Annotated in this window: 16 protein-coding genes; 5 read left to right on the top strand and 11 right to left on the bottom strand. The window is 61.1% G+C overall.

The window, feature by feature from the left end; translation table 11 throughout:
• Nucleotides 1-64 precede the first annotated feature (64 nt).
• From QMX93_RS15115 to QMX93_RS15095, 5 genes are all read right to left on the bottom strand, one after another.
• On the bottom strand, nucleotides 65-916 hold the full coding sequence (locus QMX93_RS15115; RefSeq protein ID WP_282356751.1) for an AraC family transcriptional regulator: 852 nt from the start codon (nucleotides 914-916) through the stop codon (nucleotides 65-67).
• Nucleotides 913-1,908, bottom strand: coding sequence for a hydrolase (locus tag QMX93_RS15110; RefSeq protein ID WP_282356748.1), 996 nt, complete (start codon nucleotides 1,906-1,908; stop codon nucleotides 913-915). The genes QMX93_RS15115 and QMX93_RS15110 overlap by 4 nt, the downstream gene beginning before the upstream one ends.
• Before the next feature lie 63 nt (nucleotides 1,909-1,971).
• The gene (rsmD, locus tag QMX93_RS15105) at nucleotides 1,972-2,586 is read right to left on the bottom strand and encodes a 16S rRNA (guanine(966)-N(2))-methyltransferase RsmD (RefSeq protein WP_007913608.1); all 615 of its coding nucleotides are present in this window, start codon (nucleotides 2,584-2,586) and stop codon (nucleotides 1,972-1,974) included.
• Entirely contained in the window at nucleotides 2,586-4,076 is a 1,491-nt protein-coding gene (locus QMX93_RS15100; RefSeq protein WP_282356745.1) for a pitrilysin family protein, read from the bottom strand. The genes rsmD and QMX93_RS15100 overlap by 1 nt, the downstream gene beginning before the upstream one ends.
• A complete protein-coding gene (locus QMX93_RS15095; RefSeq protein WP_008077830.1) occupies nucleotides 4,069-5,424 on the bottom strand; it encodes a pitrilysin family protein in 1,356 nt (451 codons plus the stop codon). Before QMX93_RS15095 ends, QMX93_RS15100 begins: the two co-directional genes overlap by 8 nt.
• A gap of 345 nt (nucleotides 5,425-5,769) precedes the next feature.
• On the opposite strand from QMX93_RS15095, the gene ftsY reads away from it, so the two are divergent.
• The 4 genes from ftsY to rpoH all read left to right on the top strand — a co-directional run bounded on the left by ftsY (nucleotide 5,770) and on the right by rpoH (nucleotide 9,867).
• On the top strand, nucleotides 5,770-7,206 hold the full coding sequence (ftsY, locus tag QMX93_RS15090; RefSeq protein ID WP_282356743.1) for a signal recognition particle-docking protein FtsY: 1,437 nt from the start codon (nucleotides 5,770-5,772) through the stop codon (nucleotides 7,204-7,206).
• A complete protein-coding gene (ftsE, locus tag QMX93_RS15085; RefSeq protein WP_003229148.1) occupies nucleotides 7,203-7,874 on the top strand; it encodes a cell division ATP-binding protein FtsE in 672 nt (223 codons plus the stop codon). The genes ftsY and ftsE overlap by 4 nt, the downstream gene beginning before the upstream one ends.
• On the top strand, nucleotides 7,871-8,896 hold the full coding sequence (ftsX, locus tag QMX93_RS15080; RefSeq protein ID WP_053124717.1) for a permease-like cell division protein FtsX: 1,026 nt from the start codon (nucleotides 7,871-7,873) through the stop codon (nucleotides 8,894-8,896). Before ftsE ends, ftsX begins: the two co-directional genes overlap by 4 nt.
• Before the next feature lie 116 nt (nucleotides 8,897-9,012).
• Nucleotides 9,013-9,867 carry an RNA polymerase sigma factor RpoH gene (gene rpoH, locus QMX93_RS15075; RefSeq protein WP_042561557.1) on the top strand — a complete coding sequence of 285 codons (855 nt, stop codon included), beginning with the start codon at nucleotides 9,013-9,015 and terminating at the stop codon, nucleotides 9,865-9,867.
• An 80-nt stretch (nucleotides 9,868-9,947) separates the two neighbouring features.
• Here the strand turns inward: rpoH and QMX93_RS15070 are convergent, their stop codons facing one another.
• The gene (locus QMX93_RS15070; protein WP_053124715.1) at nucleotides 9,948-10,571 is read right to left on the bottom strand and encodes a C40 family peptidase; all 624 of its coding nucleotides are present in this window, start codon (nucleotides 10,569-10,571) and stop codon (nucleotides 9,948-9,950) included.
• A 250-nt stretch (nucleotides 10,572-10,821) separates the two neighbouring features.
• On the opposite strand from QMX93_RS15070, the gene QMX93_RS15065 reads away from it, so the two are divergent.
• Nucleotides 10,822-11,253 carry a TM2 domain-containing protein gene (locus QMX93_RS15065; RefSeq protein ID WP_053124713.1) on the top strand — a complete coding sequence of 144 codons (432 nt, stop codon included), beginning with the start codon at nucleotides 10,822-10,824 and terminating at the stop codon, nucleotides 11,251-11,253.
• 147 nt (nucleotides 11,254-11,400) lie between these two features.
• Here QMX93_RS15065 and QMX93_RS15060 read toward each other — a convergent pair whose 3' ends face one another.
• The 5 genes from QMX93_RS15060 to QMX93_RS15040 form a co-directional block, all read right to left on the bottom strand.
• Entirely contained in the window at nucleotides 11,401-12,672 is a 1,272-nt protein-coding gene (locus tag QMX93_RS15060) for a dihydroorotase (protein ID WP_159811883.1), read from the bottom strand.
• Nucleotides 12,669-13,673, bottom strand: a complete 1,005-nt coding sequence (locus QMX93_RS15055; RefSeq protein WP_007913665.1) for an aspartate carbamoyltransferase catalytic subunit — start codon at nucleotides 13,671-13,673, stop codon at nucleotides 12,669-12,671. Before QMX93_RS15055 ends, QMX93_RS15060 begins: the two co-directional genes overlap by 4 nt.
• A 27-nt stretch (nucleotides 13,674-13,700) precedes the next feature.
• Nucleotides 13,701-14,207, bottom strand: a complete 507-nt coding sequence (gene pyrR, locus QMX93_RS15050) for a bifunctional pyr operon transcriptional regulator/uracil phosphoribosyltransferase PyrR (protein WP_282356734.1) — start codon at nucleotides 14,205-14,207, stop codon at nucleotides 13,701-13,703.
• 80 nt (nucleotides 14,208-14,287) lie between these two features.
• Complete coding sequence (gene ruvX / locus QMX93_RS15045; RefSeq protein WP_282356733.1) at nucleotides 14,288-14,725, bottom strand: Holliday junction resolvase RuvX; 438 nt, start codon at nucleotides 14,723-14,725, stop codon at nucleotides 14,288-14,290.
• The gene (locus QMX93_RS15040; protein WP_053124707.1) at nucleotides 14,725-15,297 is read right to left on the bottom strand and encodes a YqgE/AlgH family protein; all 573 of its coding nucleotides are present in this window, start codon (nucleotides 15,295-15,297) and stop codon (nucleotides 14,725-14,727) included. The genes ruvX and QMX93_RS15040 overlap by 1 nt, the downstream gene beginning before the upstream one ends.
• Nucleotides 15,298-15,497: the final 200 nt, after the last annotated feature.

Here is a 15,497-nt window from a genome sequence, read left to right as displayed (position 1 = left end):
CGATAGCGGAGTGTCAGTCACCATTAACTTCACTGACACACCGCTATCGCGAGCAGGCTCACTCCTACAAGGGAACTGCGGTGTCTGGGGGGATTTGTCGGGCACTGCGATACGCCGCGGGCCCGACGCCGTAAGCCTGTTTGAACTGTCGGCTCAAGTGGCTCTGATCGGCAAACCCCAACTGCGTCGCGACTTCCAGCGGCAAGCAACCACTCTGCAACAGTGCCCGCGCCTGGGCGATGCGTTGCTGCATCAGCCATGTGTGCGGCGGCATGCCGGTCGCGCGGCGGAATACCCGGGCGAAATGGAAGGGTGACAGATTGACCGCCGCCGCCAGTTCATCCAGCGACGGCGGCGCCGCCAGTTGAGCGTGCATGACGTCCTTGGCCAACAGCACCGCGCGGTGCTCTTTGCCGGGATTGGCAACCTCGCGCACCGCCGCGTGACGCTGCAACAGCAGCAACATCAGCTCGCGCCACACCGTTTGCTGTTGCAGCGCGGTCGCGGGGCTTTCCAGCAAACGGTGCAACTGGCAGAAACCGTTGACCAGATCCGGGTCGCGATACAGCGTGGCGCCGAAAGCCGGCAGACTGGCGGTCGGCAACTCCAGCTCATCCAGCAGCGAAACAATCTTGCCGGTATCCGGATAAAACGCCCGGTACAGCCAGCCGTCCTCGGTGCCTTTGTGGCCGGTGTGCAATTCGTCCGGGTTGATCAGCACCAATGTGCCGCTGCCCGCCAAGTGTTCAGCGCCGCGATAGCGGTAGCGCTGAGCGCCGGCCATGATCATGCCGATCACAAAACCGTCGTGGACATGCGGGGCGAAGCGTTGCTCGATATAGCGCGCCGACAACAACTCGACTCCGGCCAGTGGCGCGGTTTGCCAGAATCGGATCGACTCGCCCTGATCGCTCATGCGGGCACGCTGGCCAGCCATTGCGGGATGCGGCGTTCGAGGTAGTAGCCTGGCTGGCGCACTGAGCCGTCGACGAATCCAACGTGCCCGCCGCGCGCCTGCAATTCAAAAGCGGTCGAGGCCGACAGTTCGCTTTCCGAAGGCAGGCTGTGCGGGAACACAAATGGATCGTCCGCTGCCTGAATGATCAACGTCGGCGTGCGGATCTCACCGAGAAAATAGCGGCTCGACGCCCGCCGGTAGTAATCCTCGGCATTCTCGAAACCGTGCAGCGGCGCGGTTACCCGGCCATCGAAATCCCAGAACGTGCGCATGTTCTCCAGCGAACCGAGCGCTGCCAAAGCTGCCAGCCCATCCTCGCGCCCGTCATGCTGAAACTGCCGTTGCTTGTTCTTGATGTAGGCGACCATCTCGCGCATGAAGTGCGCCTGATACACCTTGGAAAATCCCTGGCCGATACGGTCGGCGCATTGATCGAGGCGGAACGGCACCGATACCGCCACCGCACCGACCACGCCACTGGCGCTGCCGGTTTCGCCGAGATGTTTGAGCAACACGTTGCCGCCCAGCGAATAGCCGACGGCGTACAACGGCGCCAACGGGCGTTTCGCGCGCAGGTGTTTGATGGTTTCGGCGAGGTCTTCGCTGGCGCCGGAATGGTAGCTGCGTGGCAGCAGATTCGGTTCGCCCGAACAACCGCGCCAGTTCAGCGCAACGCTGGCCCAGCCCTGATCGGCCAAGGCTTTTTGCACGCCGGCGACATAAGGCGAATTGGAAGAACCGGTCAGGCCATGCAGCACCAGCACCAACGGCGCATCGGCCGTGTGCGGGCCATGCCAGTCGAGGTCAAGAAAGTCGCTATCCTCAAGCCACAAGCGCTCGCGCTCACGCTGGATATGCACGGTTTTGCGCCACAGCGGCCCCCACAAGGTTTGCAGGTGCGGATTGCCGAGGCCGAGGGCGGGGGTGAAACGTTCTGAAGAGGCGGACACGATGGTTCTCGATGCAGCGCGGCGACCCTGTGGGAAGGGCCGCCGCTTATTCAGACCGGTCGATTAACCGGCGATCTCTGCCGTACGTTGCCACAGCGCGTAGTAAACCCGGCCGGATTTCTGTTCGCGGTGCAGGCGCCAGTTGCCCGGCAGGCCCAGCGTCGATGGCGCCGTTTCACTTTCAGTGTAGATCCACGAGTCGGGCGCCAGCCACTGACGTTCCTCGAGCAAGGTGCAAACGGCGGGCAGCAGGTTCTGGTTGAACGGCGGGTCGAGGAACACCAGGTCGTACGCGCTGGCGGTCTGGGTTTCCAGATAACGCAGCGCGTCCGCCGTCTGCACCTGGCCGTTGGTGCAGCGCAAGGTGCCGAGGTGTTCCTTCAGGCTGGACACCGCAATATTGCTCGCGTCCAGCGCCTGGCCCATGGCCGCGCCACGGGACAGCGCTTCGAGAAACAGCGCGCCGCTGCCGGCGAATGGGTCGAGTACCTTGGCCCCTTCAACGTACGGCGCGAGCCAGTTGAACAGGGTTTCACGCACGCGATCCGGCGTCGGACGCAGGCCCGGCGCATCGGGGAAGCTCAGCTTGCGGCTGCGCCATTGACCGCCAATGATGCGCAACTGGTTCACACCGTTGTGAACGTTGTGCGCAGGCTTTTTAGGGGAACGAGTTGCCATTAATGCTCCGGAACCCCGAGCGGTTGCTCGGCAGGTTTATCAGATGGGGCCGGTAACGGCTTTTGCGGCACGGTCGGGCCAGCGGTGACGATGACCATTTTGTCCGTGCTCAGGTGTTTGTTCAGGGCGTCGCGGACTTGTTCCACGGTCAGGCTTTGCGACTGACGCATGAAATCGTCCAGATAGCTCAACGGCAGATTATAGAAGCCCATCGCGCCGAGTTGGCCGACGATATCGGCATTGCTCGCGGTGGACAGCGGGAAACTGCCGGCCAGCTCGCGTTTGGCGTCGTCGAGTTCTTTCTGCGTCGGGCCGGTTTTCAGGTAGTCGGCGAGCACGTCTTGCACCAGTTTCAGGGTGCCTTCACTCATTTCCGCGCGGGTCTGCAGATTGATCATGAACGGGCCGCGCGCCTGCATCGGGCTGAAACCCGAATACACGCCGTAAGTCAGGCCACGCTTCTCGCGCACTTCGCTCATCAGACGTGTACCGAAACCGCCGCCGCCGAGGATCTGGTTGCCCATCGACAGCGCCGCGTAATCCGGATCGTCACGGTCGATGCCCAGTTGCGCGAGCAACAGGTTGGTTTGCTTCGACGGGAACTCGATGTGATTAACGCTGGCTTTCGGTTCCTGCGGCTGCGCGATCTTCGCCAGCGCCGGGCCTTTCGGCAGGGCACCGGAAACCTGATTGGCAATCGCCTCGGCCTCAGCGCGAGACAAATCGCCGACCAATGCAATCACCACGTTGCCGGCCGCGTAGGCTTTGGCGTGGAACTCACGCAATTGCGCGAGGGTGATCTTCGGCACGCTTTGCGGATTGCCGTCGCTCGAATGCGCGTACGGGTGATCGCCGTACAGACGCTTCATCAGCTCAAGGCTGGCGAGTTTGCCGGGGTTCTGTTTCTGGTATTCGAAACCGGCGAGCATCTGGTTTTTGATGCGTGCAAAGGAGTCAGCCGGGAAGGTCGGTTTGCCGACCACTTCCGAGAACAGCTTCAAGGCCGGTTCGCGTTTGTCAGCGGCACTCAGGCTGCGCAGCGAGGCCAGCGCCATGTCTTTGAAAGCACCGTTGCCGAAATCTGCACCCAAACCTTCAAAGCCTTGAGCGATGGCGCCGACGTCTTTGCCAGCCACACCTTCGTTGAGCATCGCGTTGGTCAGCACTGCCAGACCCGACGCGCTGCCGTCCTGGCTGCTGCCGGCGGCGAAGATCAGGCGCATGTCGAACATCGGCAGCTCATGGGCTTCGACGAACAACACCTTGGCGCCGTCGGCGGTGTTCCAGGTCTGTACATCGAGTTTGCGGCTGGCCGGGGCCTTGCCGTCGAGTTCGGCCAGCGATTGCAGCTTCTGGCGGGTCTTGGCGTTGTCGAGGGCTTCGCTGGCCTTGCTGTCAGCGCTTGGCGACAGATAGAAAGCAGCAGAGCCGATCACCGCCACGGCGATCAGGCCGAGCAGCATCAAACGTGGGGTTTTGCGCTCACTCATGAGTCGTCTCCAGTGGCAGGACGTGGGCGACGCTGAGACGTTCGCGGGTGAAATACAGCTTGGCGGCGTTCTGGATGTCTTGTGGGGTCACGCTTTCCAGATCGGCAAGTTCGGTGTCCATCAGTTTCCACGACAGGCCGACGGTTTCCAGTTGACCAATCGCAGTGGCCTGGCTGGTGATCGAATCACGTTCGAAGACCAGACCGGCGATCACTTGGGCACGCACGCGCTCCAGCTCTTCGGCGGACGGTGCGGTGGTTTTCAGCTGTTCCAGCAGTTTCCACAGACCGGCTTCGGCTTGCGCCATGGTCTTTTTCTTCTGCGTGTTCGGCGTTGCCGACAGGGTGAACAGGCTGTCGCCACGGGTGTAGGCGTCGTAGTTCGACGAACCGCCGGAGACCAGCTCTTCGCCGCGTTCCAGTTGTGTCGGGATGCGACCGCTGTAGCCGCCGTCGAGCAGCGCGGAGATCAGGCGCAGGGCGTTGACCGAACGCTTGTCTTCAGCGGTGGCGATGCTTGGCACGTTGAAACCGAGCATCAGGCTAGGCAGTTGTGTCTGCACGTGCAGGGTGATCTGGCGTTCGCCGGGCTCGGCCAGTTCCAGCGGTTTTTTCGCCGGAGGCACGTCGCGCTTGGCGATCGGGCCGAAGTAGCGTTGGGCGAGGGTTTTCACTTCGTCCGGGGTGACGTCGCCGACTACTACCAATGTGGCGTTGTTCGGCACGTACCAGGATTGATACCAGTGGCGCAGCTCTTCGACCTTCATGCGGTCGAGGTCGGCCATCCAGCCGATGGTCGGCGTGTGGTAGCCGCTGGCCGGGTAGGCCATGGCCTTGTAGCGCTCGTAGGCTTTGGACATCGGCTTGTCATCAGTGCGCAAGCGGCGCTCTTCCTTGATGACTTCGATCTCCTTGGCGAACTCGTCAGCCGGCAGGCGCAGATTGGCCATGCGGTCGGCTTCCAGCTCAAAGGCTACGCCCAGACGGTCGCGGGCCAGCACCTGGTAATAAGCGGTGAAGTCGTCGCTGGTGAAAGCGTTCTCTTCGGCGCCCAGATCGCGCAGGATCAGCGACGCTTCGCCGGGGCCGACTTTCTCGCTGCCCTTGAACATCATGTGCTCAAGCGCGTGAGACAGACCGGTCTGGCCCGGGGTTTCGTAGCTGGAGCCGACCTTGTACCAGACCTGCGAGACCACCACTGGCGCGCGATGGTCTTCGCGCACGACGACCTTGAGGCCGTTGTCGAGAGTGAATTCGTGGGTCGGTTGCGGGTCGGCCGCCAGGGCCGAAAGGGGCAGGCAGACTGTGCTGAGCAGCAGGCCTGCGGCGCGGCGGGCTAGAGCATTCATTCGTTTTTTAACCTGTTGGGCTGCCCGCTTGGTCTTAGCGTCGGCGGGCGAGAGGGTGCTAGGATACTGATCCGTTTTACTGGCGGCCACGCCTATCAAGCCACTGATCGGTAGATAGGTTGTATGGGTTCCCGGCAGAAGCTTTGAGTTTGTCAGCTAAACTCTGCGTTTTCGCCGAAGATGCCGTTCCAGTCCTTCGTATTAATCGACCTTTGAGGTGCCCTTGGCGCCTCGACAAAATGTTGCGCGTGAACAAGCTGGATGAAACACAGTCTGTTCTGCATCGAATATTTATTTGCCGGGGCGCCCTTATGGCGCGTCGCTACCGTGAGATAGCCGTCCTCCATGTTTGGTTCCAACGACGACAAGAAGACCCCAGCTGCGGCTGGCGAGAAGAAAAGCCTGTTCGGATGGCTGCGTAAAAAACCGCAGGAACCCGTCGTCGAACAGCCGCCCGCGATTCCTGAACCCGCTCCCGCGCCGGCGCCGGTAATAGAAGAAGAGCCGGCACCGATCGTTCTGCCGATTGCCGAACCGGTGTTGCAACCGGTTGAGCCGGAACTCGAGCCGGAAGTGCCAGTAGCGGCGGAATTGCCGCTGACCCCGGCGGCCGAGCCGTGGCTGACCTTGCCGGTGGCGGAAGAGCCGGTGGCGTTGGTTGAAGAGGCTGCGCCGCACATTACGCCGGTGATTCCTGCGCCAGTCGCGTTTGAGCCGGAAGTAGCTCCCGCACCTGTGGTTGAGCCGATTGTCGAGCCTGCGCCGGTTATCGCTGAGCCAGTTGCGCCAGTTGCGCCAGTTGAAGTGGTCGCTGAAGCCCCCGTCGAAGCCCCGCGTACCGAAGAAACCAAAGCCGGTTTCTTCGCCCGCCTCAAGCAAGGCCTGTCGAAAACCAGCGCCAGCATCGGCGAGGGCATGGCCAGCCTGTTCCTCGGCCGCAAAACCATTGACGACGATCTGCTCGATGACCTCGAAACCCGTCTGCTCACCGCTGACGTGGGCGTCGAAGCCACCACGCAGATCATCCAGCGCCTGACCCAGAAGGTCGCTCGTAAAGAACTGGCCGACGCCGACGCGCTGTACAAATCCCTGCAGGCCGAACTGGCCGCGATGCTCAAACCGGTTGAACAGCCGCTGAAAATCGCCTCGCAGAACAAGCCATTCGTGATTTTGGTGGTCGGCGTCAACGGCGCCGGCAAAACCACCACTATCGGCAAACTGGCGAAGAAGCTGCAGCTGGAAGGCAAGAAAGTCATGCTTGCCGCCGGTGACACCTTCCGCGCCGCTGCCGTGGAGCAATTGCAGGTCTGGGGCGAGCGCAACAAGATTCCGGTGATTGCTCAGCACACCGGCGCCGACTCCGCCTCGGTGATCTTCGACGCCGTGCAAGCCGCCAAGGCCCGTGGCATCGACGTGTTGATCGCTGATACCGCCGGTCGTCTGCACACCAAAGACAACCTGATGGAAGAGCTGAAAAAGGTTCGTCGAGTGATCGGCAAGCTCGACGCCGATGCGCCGCACGAAGTGCTGCTGGTGCTCGACGCCGGTACTGGCCAGAACGCCATCAACCAGGCCAAACAATTCAACCAGACCGTCGAACTGACCGGTCTGGCGCTGACCAAGCTCGACGGTACTGCCAAGGGCGGCGTGATTTTCGCCCTGGCCAAGCAGTTTGGTCTGCCGATTCGCTACATCGGCGTCGGTGAAGGCATCGACGACTTGCGTACTTTTGAAGCAGAACCCTTTGTCCAGGCACTCTTTGCCGAGCGGGAGCGTTCATGATTCGTTTCGAACAGGTCGGTAAACGCTACCCGAACGGTCACGTCGGCTTGCATGAGCTGAGCTTTCGAGTCCGTCGTGGCGAGTTCTTGTTTGTCACCGGCCACTCCGGTGCCGGTAAGTCCACGTTATTGCGCCTGTTGCTGGCGATGGAACGTCCGACCAGCGGCAAATTGCTGCTGGCCGGGCAAGACCTGAGCACCATCAGCAACGCGCAGATTCCGTTTCTGCGCCGGCAGATCGGCGTGGTGTTCCAGAATCACCAGTTGCTGTTCGATCGCACGGTGTTCAACAACGTCGCCTTGCCGCTGCAGATTCTCGGGCTGTCCAAGGCCGAAATCGCCAAGCGTGTCGATTCGGCGCTGGAGCGTGTGGCGCTGTCGGATAAAACCGATCTGTACCCAGGCGATCTGTCGACCGGTCAGCAACAGCGCGTCGGCATCGCCCGCGCCATCGTCCACCGCCCGGCCTTGCTGCTGGCGGACGAACCGACCGGTAACCTCGACCCGCGTCTGGCCGCGGAAATCATGGGCGTGTTCGAAGACATCAACCGGCTGGGCACCAGCGTGCTGATCGCCAGTCACGACCTGGCACTGATCGCGCGCATGCGGCACCGCATGCTGACCCTGCAACGTGGCCGATTGATCGGCGACGGGGAGGCTGGGGTATGAGTGCGACACGCAGCCCCAAGGTTTCCGAGCGCGTGGCGCCGAAAGCCGCCGATCCGCAGCCGCAGAAAAAGAAAAAGCACGACGATGACGATGGCCCGGACTTCGCCACGCTGTTCCGCGCGTGGATCGAAAGCCATCGCGCCAGCCTGCTCGACAGCCTGCGTCGCCTCGGCAAGCAGCCGATCGGCAGCTTCTTCACCTGCATGGTGATGGCGGTCGCGCTGAGCCTGCCAATGGGCTTGTCGTTGCTGCTGAACAACGTCGAGCGTCTCGGTGGTTCGTGGCAGCGTGCGGCGCAGATCTCGTTGTATCTGCAACTCGACGCGAGCCCGGAGCAGGGCGAGTCGTTGCGCGAGCAGATCAAAGGCATGCCCGGCGTTGCTGATGCTGAATATGTCGGCCGTGATCAGGCGCTGGAAGAATTCCAGCAACAGTCCGGACTGGGCGAAGCCCTGCGCGAGCTGCCTGAGAACCCATTGCCGGGCGTGGTGCTAGTGACGCCGAACGAAGTAGACAAGCCGACCCTGGAAGCATTAAGACAAAAACTTTCCGAGCTGCCCAAGGTACAACAGGCGCAACTTGATCTAGTCTGGGTCGAGCGTCTGGCCGCTATCCTCAAGCTCGGCGATCGATTTGTCTTCGGTCTGACGGTGCTGTTGGTTTCTGCATTACTTTTGGTGATAGGCAATACCATTCGTCTTCATATTGAAAACCGCCGCACCGAGATAGAAGTGATTAAACTCGTCGGCGGCACTGACAGTTATGTGCGACGTCCCTTCCTCTATATGGGCGCGTTGTATGGCTTCGGTGCGGGGCTGTTGTCCTGGGGTGTATTGGCGTTCGGCCTGAACTGGCTGAACGATGCGGTGGTTGGGCTGGCCGGCTTGTACGGCAGTGATTTCGCACTGGCCGGCGTGCCAGTTGCCGACGGTCTGTCGCTCTTGCTTGGCGCGGTGCTGTTGGGTTATATCGGTGCATGGATTGCAGTCGCACGTCATCTCAGGGAGCTGGCGCCGAAGTAGAATCTTTTTTTGCGCGTGATTGACCTCGCGGTTTTTATGGGAACTCTCGTTTGAATTCCCGGTCAATTTTTCGCAGTGCTGAGAAGCACGAGTATGTAAGTCGGAGGTTTTTTCGTATGACCAATTCTTTGCAACCTGCGTATGCGTTGGTTCCGGGTGCGAACCTGGAAGCTTACGTGCACACCGTCAACAGCATTCCATTGCTGACGCCGGAGCAGGAGCGTGAACTGGCCGAGAGTCTCTACTATGAGCAGGATTTGGGGGCGGCTCGGCAGATGGTGCTCGCCCACCTGCGTTTTGTCGTACACATTGCCCGTAGCTATTCCGGCTACGGTCTGGCTCAGGCTGACCTGATCCAGGAAGGTAACGTCGGCCTGATGAAGGCGGTCAAGCGCTTCAACCCGGAAATGGGTGTGCGTCTGGTGTCGTTCGCCGTGCACTGGATCAAGGCGGAAATTCACGAGTTCATCCTGCGCAACTGGCGCATTGTGAAAGTCGCGACCACCAAGGCCCAGCGCAAGCTGTTCTTCAACCTGCGCAGCCAGAAGAAACGTCTGGCGTGGCTGAACAACGAGGAAGTCCACCGTGTGGCGGAAAGCCTCGGCGTGGAACCGCGTGAAGTGCGCGAGATGGAAAGTCGCCTGACCGGCCATGACATGGCCTTCGACCCGGCTGCTGAAGCCGATGACGACAGCGCTTTCCAGTCGCCGGCCAACTATCTGGAAGACCACCGGTACGACCCGGCGCGTCAGCTGGAAGATGCCGACTGGAGCGACAACTCCAACAACAACCTGCACGAAGCACTCGAAGTGCTGGACGAACGCAGCCGTGACATCCTCTATCAGCGCTGGCTGGCAGAAGAGAAAGCCACGCTGCACGACCTGGCGCAGAAGTACAACGTGTCGGCTGAGCGTATCCGTCAGCTCGAGAAGAGCGCGATGAACAAGCTCAAGTTGTCGATCGCTGCGTAACCGGCGAACAGGCAATAAAAAACGCCCCGATCAGCAATGATCGGGGCGTTTTTGTATGTCGCGTTTAAAGCTGAATCAGATCAGCGCTGAACGACGCGCAATTGCTTGCTGGCCGGTTCATTAGGCAATACGCGCTTGGCGACGACGTAATGCTTTTCCCAATACGGCTTGTTCAGCGTATCGATGCTCACCGACTTGCCACGACGCGGCGCATGGATAAAGCGATCATTGCCCAGGTAGATGGCAACGTGGTTGACTCGACGGCTCTTGATGTTGAAAAAGATCAGGTCGCCGGGCTTGAGATCATTGCGCTCGACCTTCACCCCATGACCGCTGGCCATGGCGTTGGAAGTGCGTGGCAGGTCGAATGTGGCGTCGTTAAACGCGTATTTCACCAGACCGCTGCAATCGAAGCCTTTACTTGGGCTGCTGCCGCCCCAACGATAAGGTGTACCGAGGACGTTTACAGCGCGGCTGAGCACGTTGCTGCTCTCCTTGCTCGCCATCGGTGGCACCAGCTTGCTGTGGTTCTTGCTGCTCAGCGTGGTGGTTTTGCTTTTACTGCTTTTGCTCGAAGGAGCCGAAGCATGGGATTTAGGGGTAAAGCCGTTAACGTTAGGAAGACGTTGCTCACGATTGGTGGCGTGGGCGGCCAGTGGCATTAATAGGCAGATGGTTAGCCATGTCTTGAAAAATGGTCGCATTAGGCGTGGCTCTTAAGTGGTAGCGCGCAACTTTATAACAGCTTTTTTGTCCCTTCCGAGGCCGTTGGTCGATTCAACCCGGTGGTCAATTTCGCTCAACAAGCGGCAATTTGACTCAATTGTCGGACAGAACCCAAGCCCCACAAGGCTTTGCGCAATGTGTAACAGTGAAGAGCCACTTGTCGGCTCGACACAAAAAAGTCACAAAGATGCAGAAAATATTTATCTATCGAGGCAAATGAGGTCATTCATGAACCGCTATCAGCAGGTTGCTCAACCGCAGGACACGCACAGCAAGGTGATCGGTTATCTGCTGTGGATTCTTGGCTTCACCGGCGCTCACCGCTTCTATTACGGCAAACCGGTGACCGGGACGATCTGGTTTTTCACCTTCGGTTTGCTCGGCATCGGCTGGCTGATCGACCTGTTCCTGATCCCGGCGATGGATCGTGAGGCCGATCTGCGTTTTACCGCAGGGCCGATCGAATACAACGTCGCGTGGATTCTGCTGACGTTCCTTGGGGTATTCGGCGTGCACCGGATGTATCAGGGGAAATGGATCAGCGGGCTGGTGTATCTGCTCACGGGCGGGTTGTTCTTTATAGGCGTGCTGTATGACTTCTGGACGCTGAATGATCAGGTCTCGGTGCGTAACGCGCAGAATCGCGGCGCTTTCCAATAACCTGTGGCGAGGGGATTTATCCCCGTTGGGCTGCGAAGCGGCCCTGAATCTGAGAACGCGGTGGAGATGATCCACCGCGTGCCATGGCTTCGCGACTGCTTCGCAGCCGAACGGGGATAAATCCCCTCGCCACAATATCCCTCAGCATCAAGCCTGGTGGCTAATCCGCCCATCCACCAGCGTATAACGAACCACACCCGGCAGGCTGTGCCCCAGGAACGGGCAGTTCTCGCCCTTCGACAGCCAGTTCTCACCGGCCACCGTCGAAGCCTGCGGGTCGAACAGCACGATATCCGCCGCCCCACCCACCGCCAGCTTGCCCGCCGGCAAACGCAACGCCTCAGCCGGGCCTGCGCTCAGACGCGCGAGCAAGGTCGGCAGATCGAGCAAACCATCCTCCACCAGCGTCATCGCCAATGGCAGCAACAACTCAACGCTGCTGATGCCCGGCTCGGTCGCGCCGAACGGTGCCAGTTTGGCGTCACGTTCGTGTGGCTGGTGATGGCTGGAAATCGCCGAGATCACCCCGGACTTCACTGCCTCTCGCAGACCGTCGCGGTCAGCGCGGGTACGCAGCGGCGGTTGCACGTGATAGAGGCTGCTGAAGTCGATCAGCGCTTCGTCGGTCAGAATCAGCTGATACAGCGCGACATCCGCCGTCACCTTCAAACCACGGGCCTGGGCCTGAGCGATCAGGGCGACGCCGCGCGCGCTGGTCAACTGGCTGAAGTGCGCGCGCACGCCGGATTGCTCGACCAGCAGCAGATCTCGAGCCAATGCCACCGTTTCAGCGGTTTCCGGAATCCCCGGCAGACCGAGGAAGCTGGCCACTGCGCCCTCGTGAGCCAAACCACCTTCGGCCAGATCATGATCCTGCGAGTTGAAAATCACCGTCAGATCAAACGTCGCCGCATATTCCAGCGCCCGGCACAGCGTGCGCGTATTGCGGAAGCTCTCCAGACCGTTGCCGAACGCCACGCAACCAGCGTCGCGCAGCGCCACCAGTTCAGCCAGTTGCTCGCCGTCCAGACCTTTGCTCAACGCGCCAATCGGGAACACCTTGGTGTTGCCGGCTTCGCGGGCGCGGTCGAGGATCAGCTCGGCCACGGCGGAGGTGTCGAGCACCGGTTTGGTTTTCGGCGGGCAGCACAGGCTGGTCACGCCACCGGCGGCTGCCGCACGGGTTTCGCTGATGATCGAGCCTTTGCGGCTGTAACCCGGCTCGCGCAGGGCCACGTTCAGGTCGACGAGGCCCGGGGCTGCGACGAGGCCTTGGGCGTCGATGGTTTCTACCGCCGTGAAACCCGCTGGAGCGGCGCCGAGGGCGACGATCTTGCAGGCTTCAACGTGAATGTCGGTGATTTGATCCAGGCCGCTGCTTGGATCGATGACGCGTGCGCCGAGAATGCTGAGCTTCACTGGGCGTTCTCCTGCTCGAATTGACGCTGCGCGGTTTGTCCGCTCATGGCCATGGACAGCACAGCCATACGAATTGCGATGCCGTAGGTGACCTGATTGAGGATCACCGAGTGCGGGCCGTCGGCCACTGCTGACTCGATTTCCACGCCACGGTTGATCGGCCCCGGGTGCATGACGATGCAATCGGGTTTGGCCCCGGCCAGACGCGCGGTGGTCAGGCCGAACAGGCGGTAGAACTCGCCTTCGCTCGGCAGCAGGCCGCCGGTCATGCGCTCACGCTGCAGGCGCAACATGATCACCACGTCGACGTCTTTCAGACCTTCGGTCATGTCGGTGTAGACCTTCACGCCGTATTGCTCGATGCCGATCGGTAGCAGGGTTTTCGGCGCGATCACGCGGATGTCCGGGCAACCGAGGGTTTTCAGCGCGAGCATGTTCGAGCGCGCCACCCGCGAGTGCAGGATGTCGCCGACGATGGCCACCGAGAGGTTTTCAAAGCCGCCCTTGTGCCGACGAATGGTGAGCATGTCGAGCATGCCCTGCGTCGGGTGCGCGTGACGGCCGTCGCCGCCGTTGATGATCGCCACTTGCGGGCATACGTGTTCGGCGATGAAGTGCGCGGCACCGGAATCACCGTGGCGCACGACGAACATGTCGGCGGCCATGGCTTCGAGGTTGCGCAGGGTGTCGAGTAGCGTTTCACCCTTGCTTGCCGAGGAAGTCGATACGTTCAGGGTGATCACGTCCGCCGACAGCCGCTGGGCCGCCAGTTCGAAGGTGGTGCGGGTGCGCGTGGAGTTTTCGAAGAACACGTTGCACACGGTCTTGCCGCGCAGCAACGGGACTTTCTTCACCGCCCGGGCACCGACTTCGAGGAACGAGTCGGCAGTGTCGAGGATTTCCGTCAGCAACTCGCGGCGCAGGCCGTCGAGCGAGAGGAAGTGGCGCAGCTGGCCCTGATCATTGAGCTGCAGCGGGCGCTTGGTATCTAGAGGCGTCATCGCGAAGGGGACTCTCAATAGGGCGGATTAAAGGGACAGGTCTTGCAGTTCGAGCGTCAACGGCTCGGGGCCGGACAGCTTCACCCGTTCGTGAGCGGCCAGCGCCAAGGTCGCGCCGACCACGTTCGGGCGGATCGGCAGCTCACCAGCGTCCAGATCCAGCAGGCAGACCAGGGTCACGCTGGCCGGGCGGCCGTAGTCGAACAATTCATTGAGGGCGGCACGGATGGTGCGGCCGCTCATCAGTACGTCGTCGATCAGCACCAGATGCTGGCCTTCGATCTCGAAGGGCAGGGCAGACGGGCGCACTTGCGGGTGCAGACCGTTCTGGCTGAAGTCGTCGCGGTAGAAGGACACGTCCAGCGTGCCCAGTGGCGCGTCGCTGCCCAATTCCTTGAGCAAGGCCTGCGCGACCCAGATGCCGCCAGTGCGGATACCGATGTAGCGCGGTTCAGTGATGTCACGCTGGGCAAGGTGCGCCTTGAGGCGGGTCGCCATCTGACTGATCAGATCGGCGGGATTTGGCAGGCTCATGGTTGCTCCTTGTTGGGGGCGAGTCGGATCCTTGGACACGACTCGGTTTTTCACTCAAAAGAAAAGCGCCGAAGCGCTTGTCAGGATTCAAACAATGCAGTGTTTTCATCGAGCCAGCCCTGCAACAGCAGCGCGGCAGCGATGGCGTCCACCGGGTTGTCGCGGTAACTGCCTTTTTGGCCGCCACGGGCCAGTCGCTCGCCTTTGGCCTCGAACGTGGTCAGGCGCTCGTCGTGGGTATAGAAGGGCAGGTTGTAGCGGCCGTTGAGGCGGCGGGCGAATTTCTCCGCGCGCAGGCACATTTCGCTCGGCGTGCCGTCCATGTTCAGCGGCAGGCCGACGACCACGGCGTCGGGTTTCCATTCTTTTATAAGCGCTTCGACCTGGTTCCAGTCGGGAACGCCGTTCTGTGCCTTCAAGGTGCACAGCTCGCGGGCCTGGCCGGTAATGACCTGGCCGACCGCGACGCCGATCTGTTTGGTGCCGTAGTCGAAGCCGAGAATCAGACGCAGCGCCATCAGGCGTGACCTGCCTGGCTGGTCAGCAGGCTGAGGTTGATCCCCAGGTGCTTGGCCGCCGCTTCGAGACGCAGTTCGCTGCTGGTGTTGAAGAGGATGTCGGCGTCGTACGGGCAGGTCAGCCAGGCGTTGTCGGCCATTTCCGCTTCCAGTTGCCCGGCTTCCCAACCGGCGTAGCCGAGGGCAATCAGGCTTTTCGCCGGGCCGACGCCGTCCGCGATGGCGAACAACACGTCTTGCGAGGTCGACAGCGACAGGTCGCCGTCCAGCTGTGCGGTGGCCTGGAAGGTTTTGCCCGCCGGATGCAGGACAAAACCGCGATCAGTCTGTACCGGCCCGCCGATGAAGATCGGCACGTGCTGGCAGAGTGCTGGCGGGTCGATGTCCGGGCGCAGTTGCTCGAGAATGTCGGCCAGATTCAGCTCTTGCGGTCGATTGACCACAATCCCCATCGCGCCATTGGCCGTGTGCTCGACGATGTAGGTCAAGGTATGGGCAAAGTTCGGGTCGGCCATGTGAGGCATGGCGATCAGGAAGTGATGCTTGAGGTAGCTGGGGCTGACGTTTTTCATGTGCGCTAGTGTGGCGTTCGGGGGGCAAACTGACAAGCTGGAGATGCTGACAAGAACACAGTTCCCTTATTGGAACATGGCTTTGTGGCGAGGGGATTTATCCCCGTTGGGGTGCGAAGCGGCCCTGATGCCGTTGACAGGGTCTGCCTGACACTCCGTGGATGATGGTTTTGCGACTGCTGCGCAGCCGAGCGGGGATA

Origin of the sequence: Pseudomonas sp. PS01303 (assembly GCF_029959385.1) — a bacterium.
GTDB classification, from domain to species: Bacteria; Pseudomonadota; Gammaproteobacteria; order Pseudomonadales; family Pseudomonadaceae; genus Aquipseudomonas; species Aquipseudomonas rustica.
The sequence above is the reverse complement of the archived record's forward strand: the minus strand, read 5'-3'. Positions and strand labels throughout refer to the sequence as shown.

Bases quoted from the DNA above. Each gene is read 5' to 3' on its own strand.
- QMX93_RS15095 (WP_008077830.1), bottom strand. From the start codon at position 5,424: ATGAATGCTCTAGCCCGCCGCGCCGCAGGCCTGCTGCTCAGCACAGTC.
- QMX93_RS15070 (WP_053124715.1), bottom strand. From the start codon at position 10,571: ATGCGACCATTTTTCAAGACATGGCTAACCATCTGCCTATTAATGCCA.
- QMX93_RS15065 (WP_053124713.1), top strand. From the start codon at position 10,822: ATGAACCGCTATCAGCAGGTTGCTCAACCGCAGGACACGCACAGCAAG.
- rsmD (WP_007913608.1), bottom strand. From the start codon at position 2,586: ATGGCAACTCGTTCCCCTAAAAAGCCTGCGCACAACGTTCACAACGGT.
- ruvX (WP_282356733.1), bottom strand. From the start codon at position 14,725: ATGGCGCTGCGTCTGATTCTCGGCTTCGACTACGGCACCAAACAGATC.
- QMX93_RS15115 (WP_282356751.1), bottom strand. From the start codon at position 916: ATGAGCGATCAGGGCGAGTCGATCCGATTCTGGCAAACCGCGCCACTG.
- QMX93_RS15100 (WP_282356745.1), bottom strand. From the start codon at position 4,076: ATGAGTGAGCGCAAAACCCCACGTTTGATGCTGCTCGGCCTGATCGCC.
- QMX93_RS15040 (WP_053124707.1), bottom strand. From the start codon at position 15,297: ATGAAAAACGTCAGCCCCAGCTACCTCAAGCATCACTTCCTGATCGCC.
- pyrR (WP_282356734.1), bottom strand. From the start codon at position 14,207: ATGAGCCTGCCAAATCCCGCCGATCTGATCAGTCAGATGGCGACCCGC.
- ftsE (WP_003229148.1), top strand. From the start codon at position 7,203: ATGATTCGTTTCGAACAGGTCGGTAAACGCTACCCGAACGGTCACGTC.
- rpoH (WP_042561557.1), top strand. From the start codon at position 9,013: ATGACCAATTCTTTGCAACCTGCGTATGCGTTGGTTCCGGGTGCGAAC.
- QMX93_RS15055 (WP_007913665.1), bottom strand. From the start codon at position 13,673: ATGACGCCTCTAGATACCAAGCGCCCGCTGCAGCTCAATGATCAGGGC.
- ftsX (WP_053124717.1), top strand. From the start codon at position 7,871: ATGAGTGCGACACGCAGCCCCAAGGTTTCCGAGCGCGTGGCGCCGAAA.
- ftsY (WP_282356743.1), top strand. From the start codon at position 5,770: ATGTTTGGTTCCAACGACGACAAGAAGACCCCAGCTGCGGCTGGCGAG.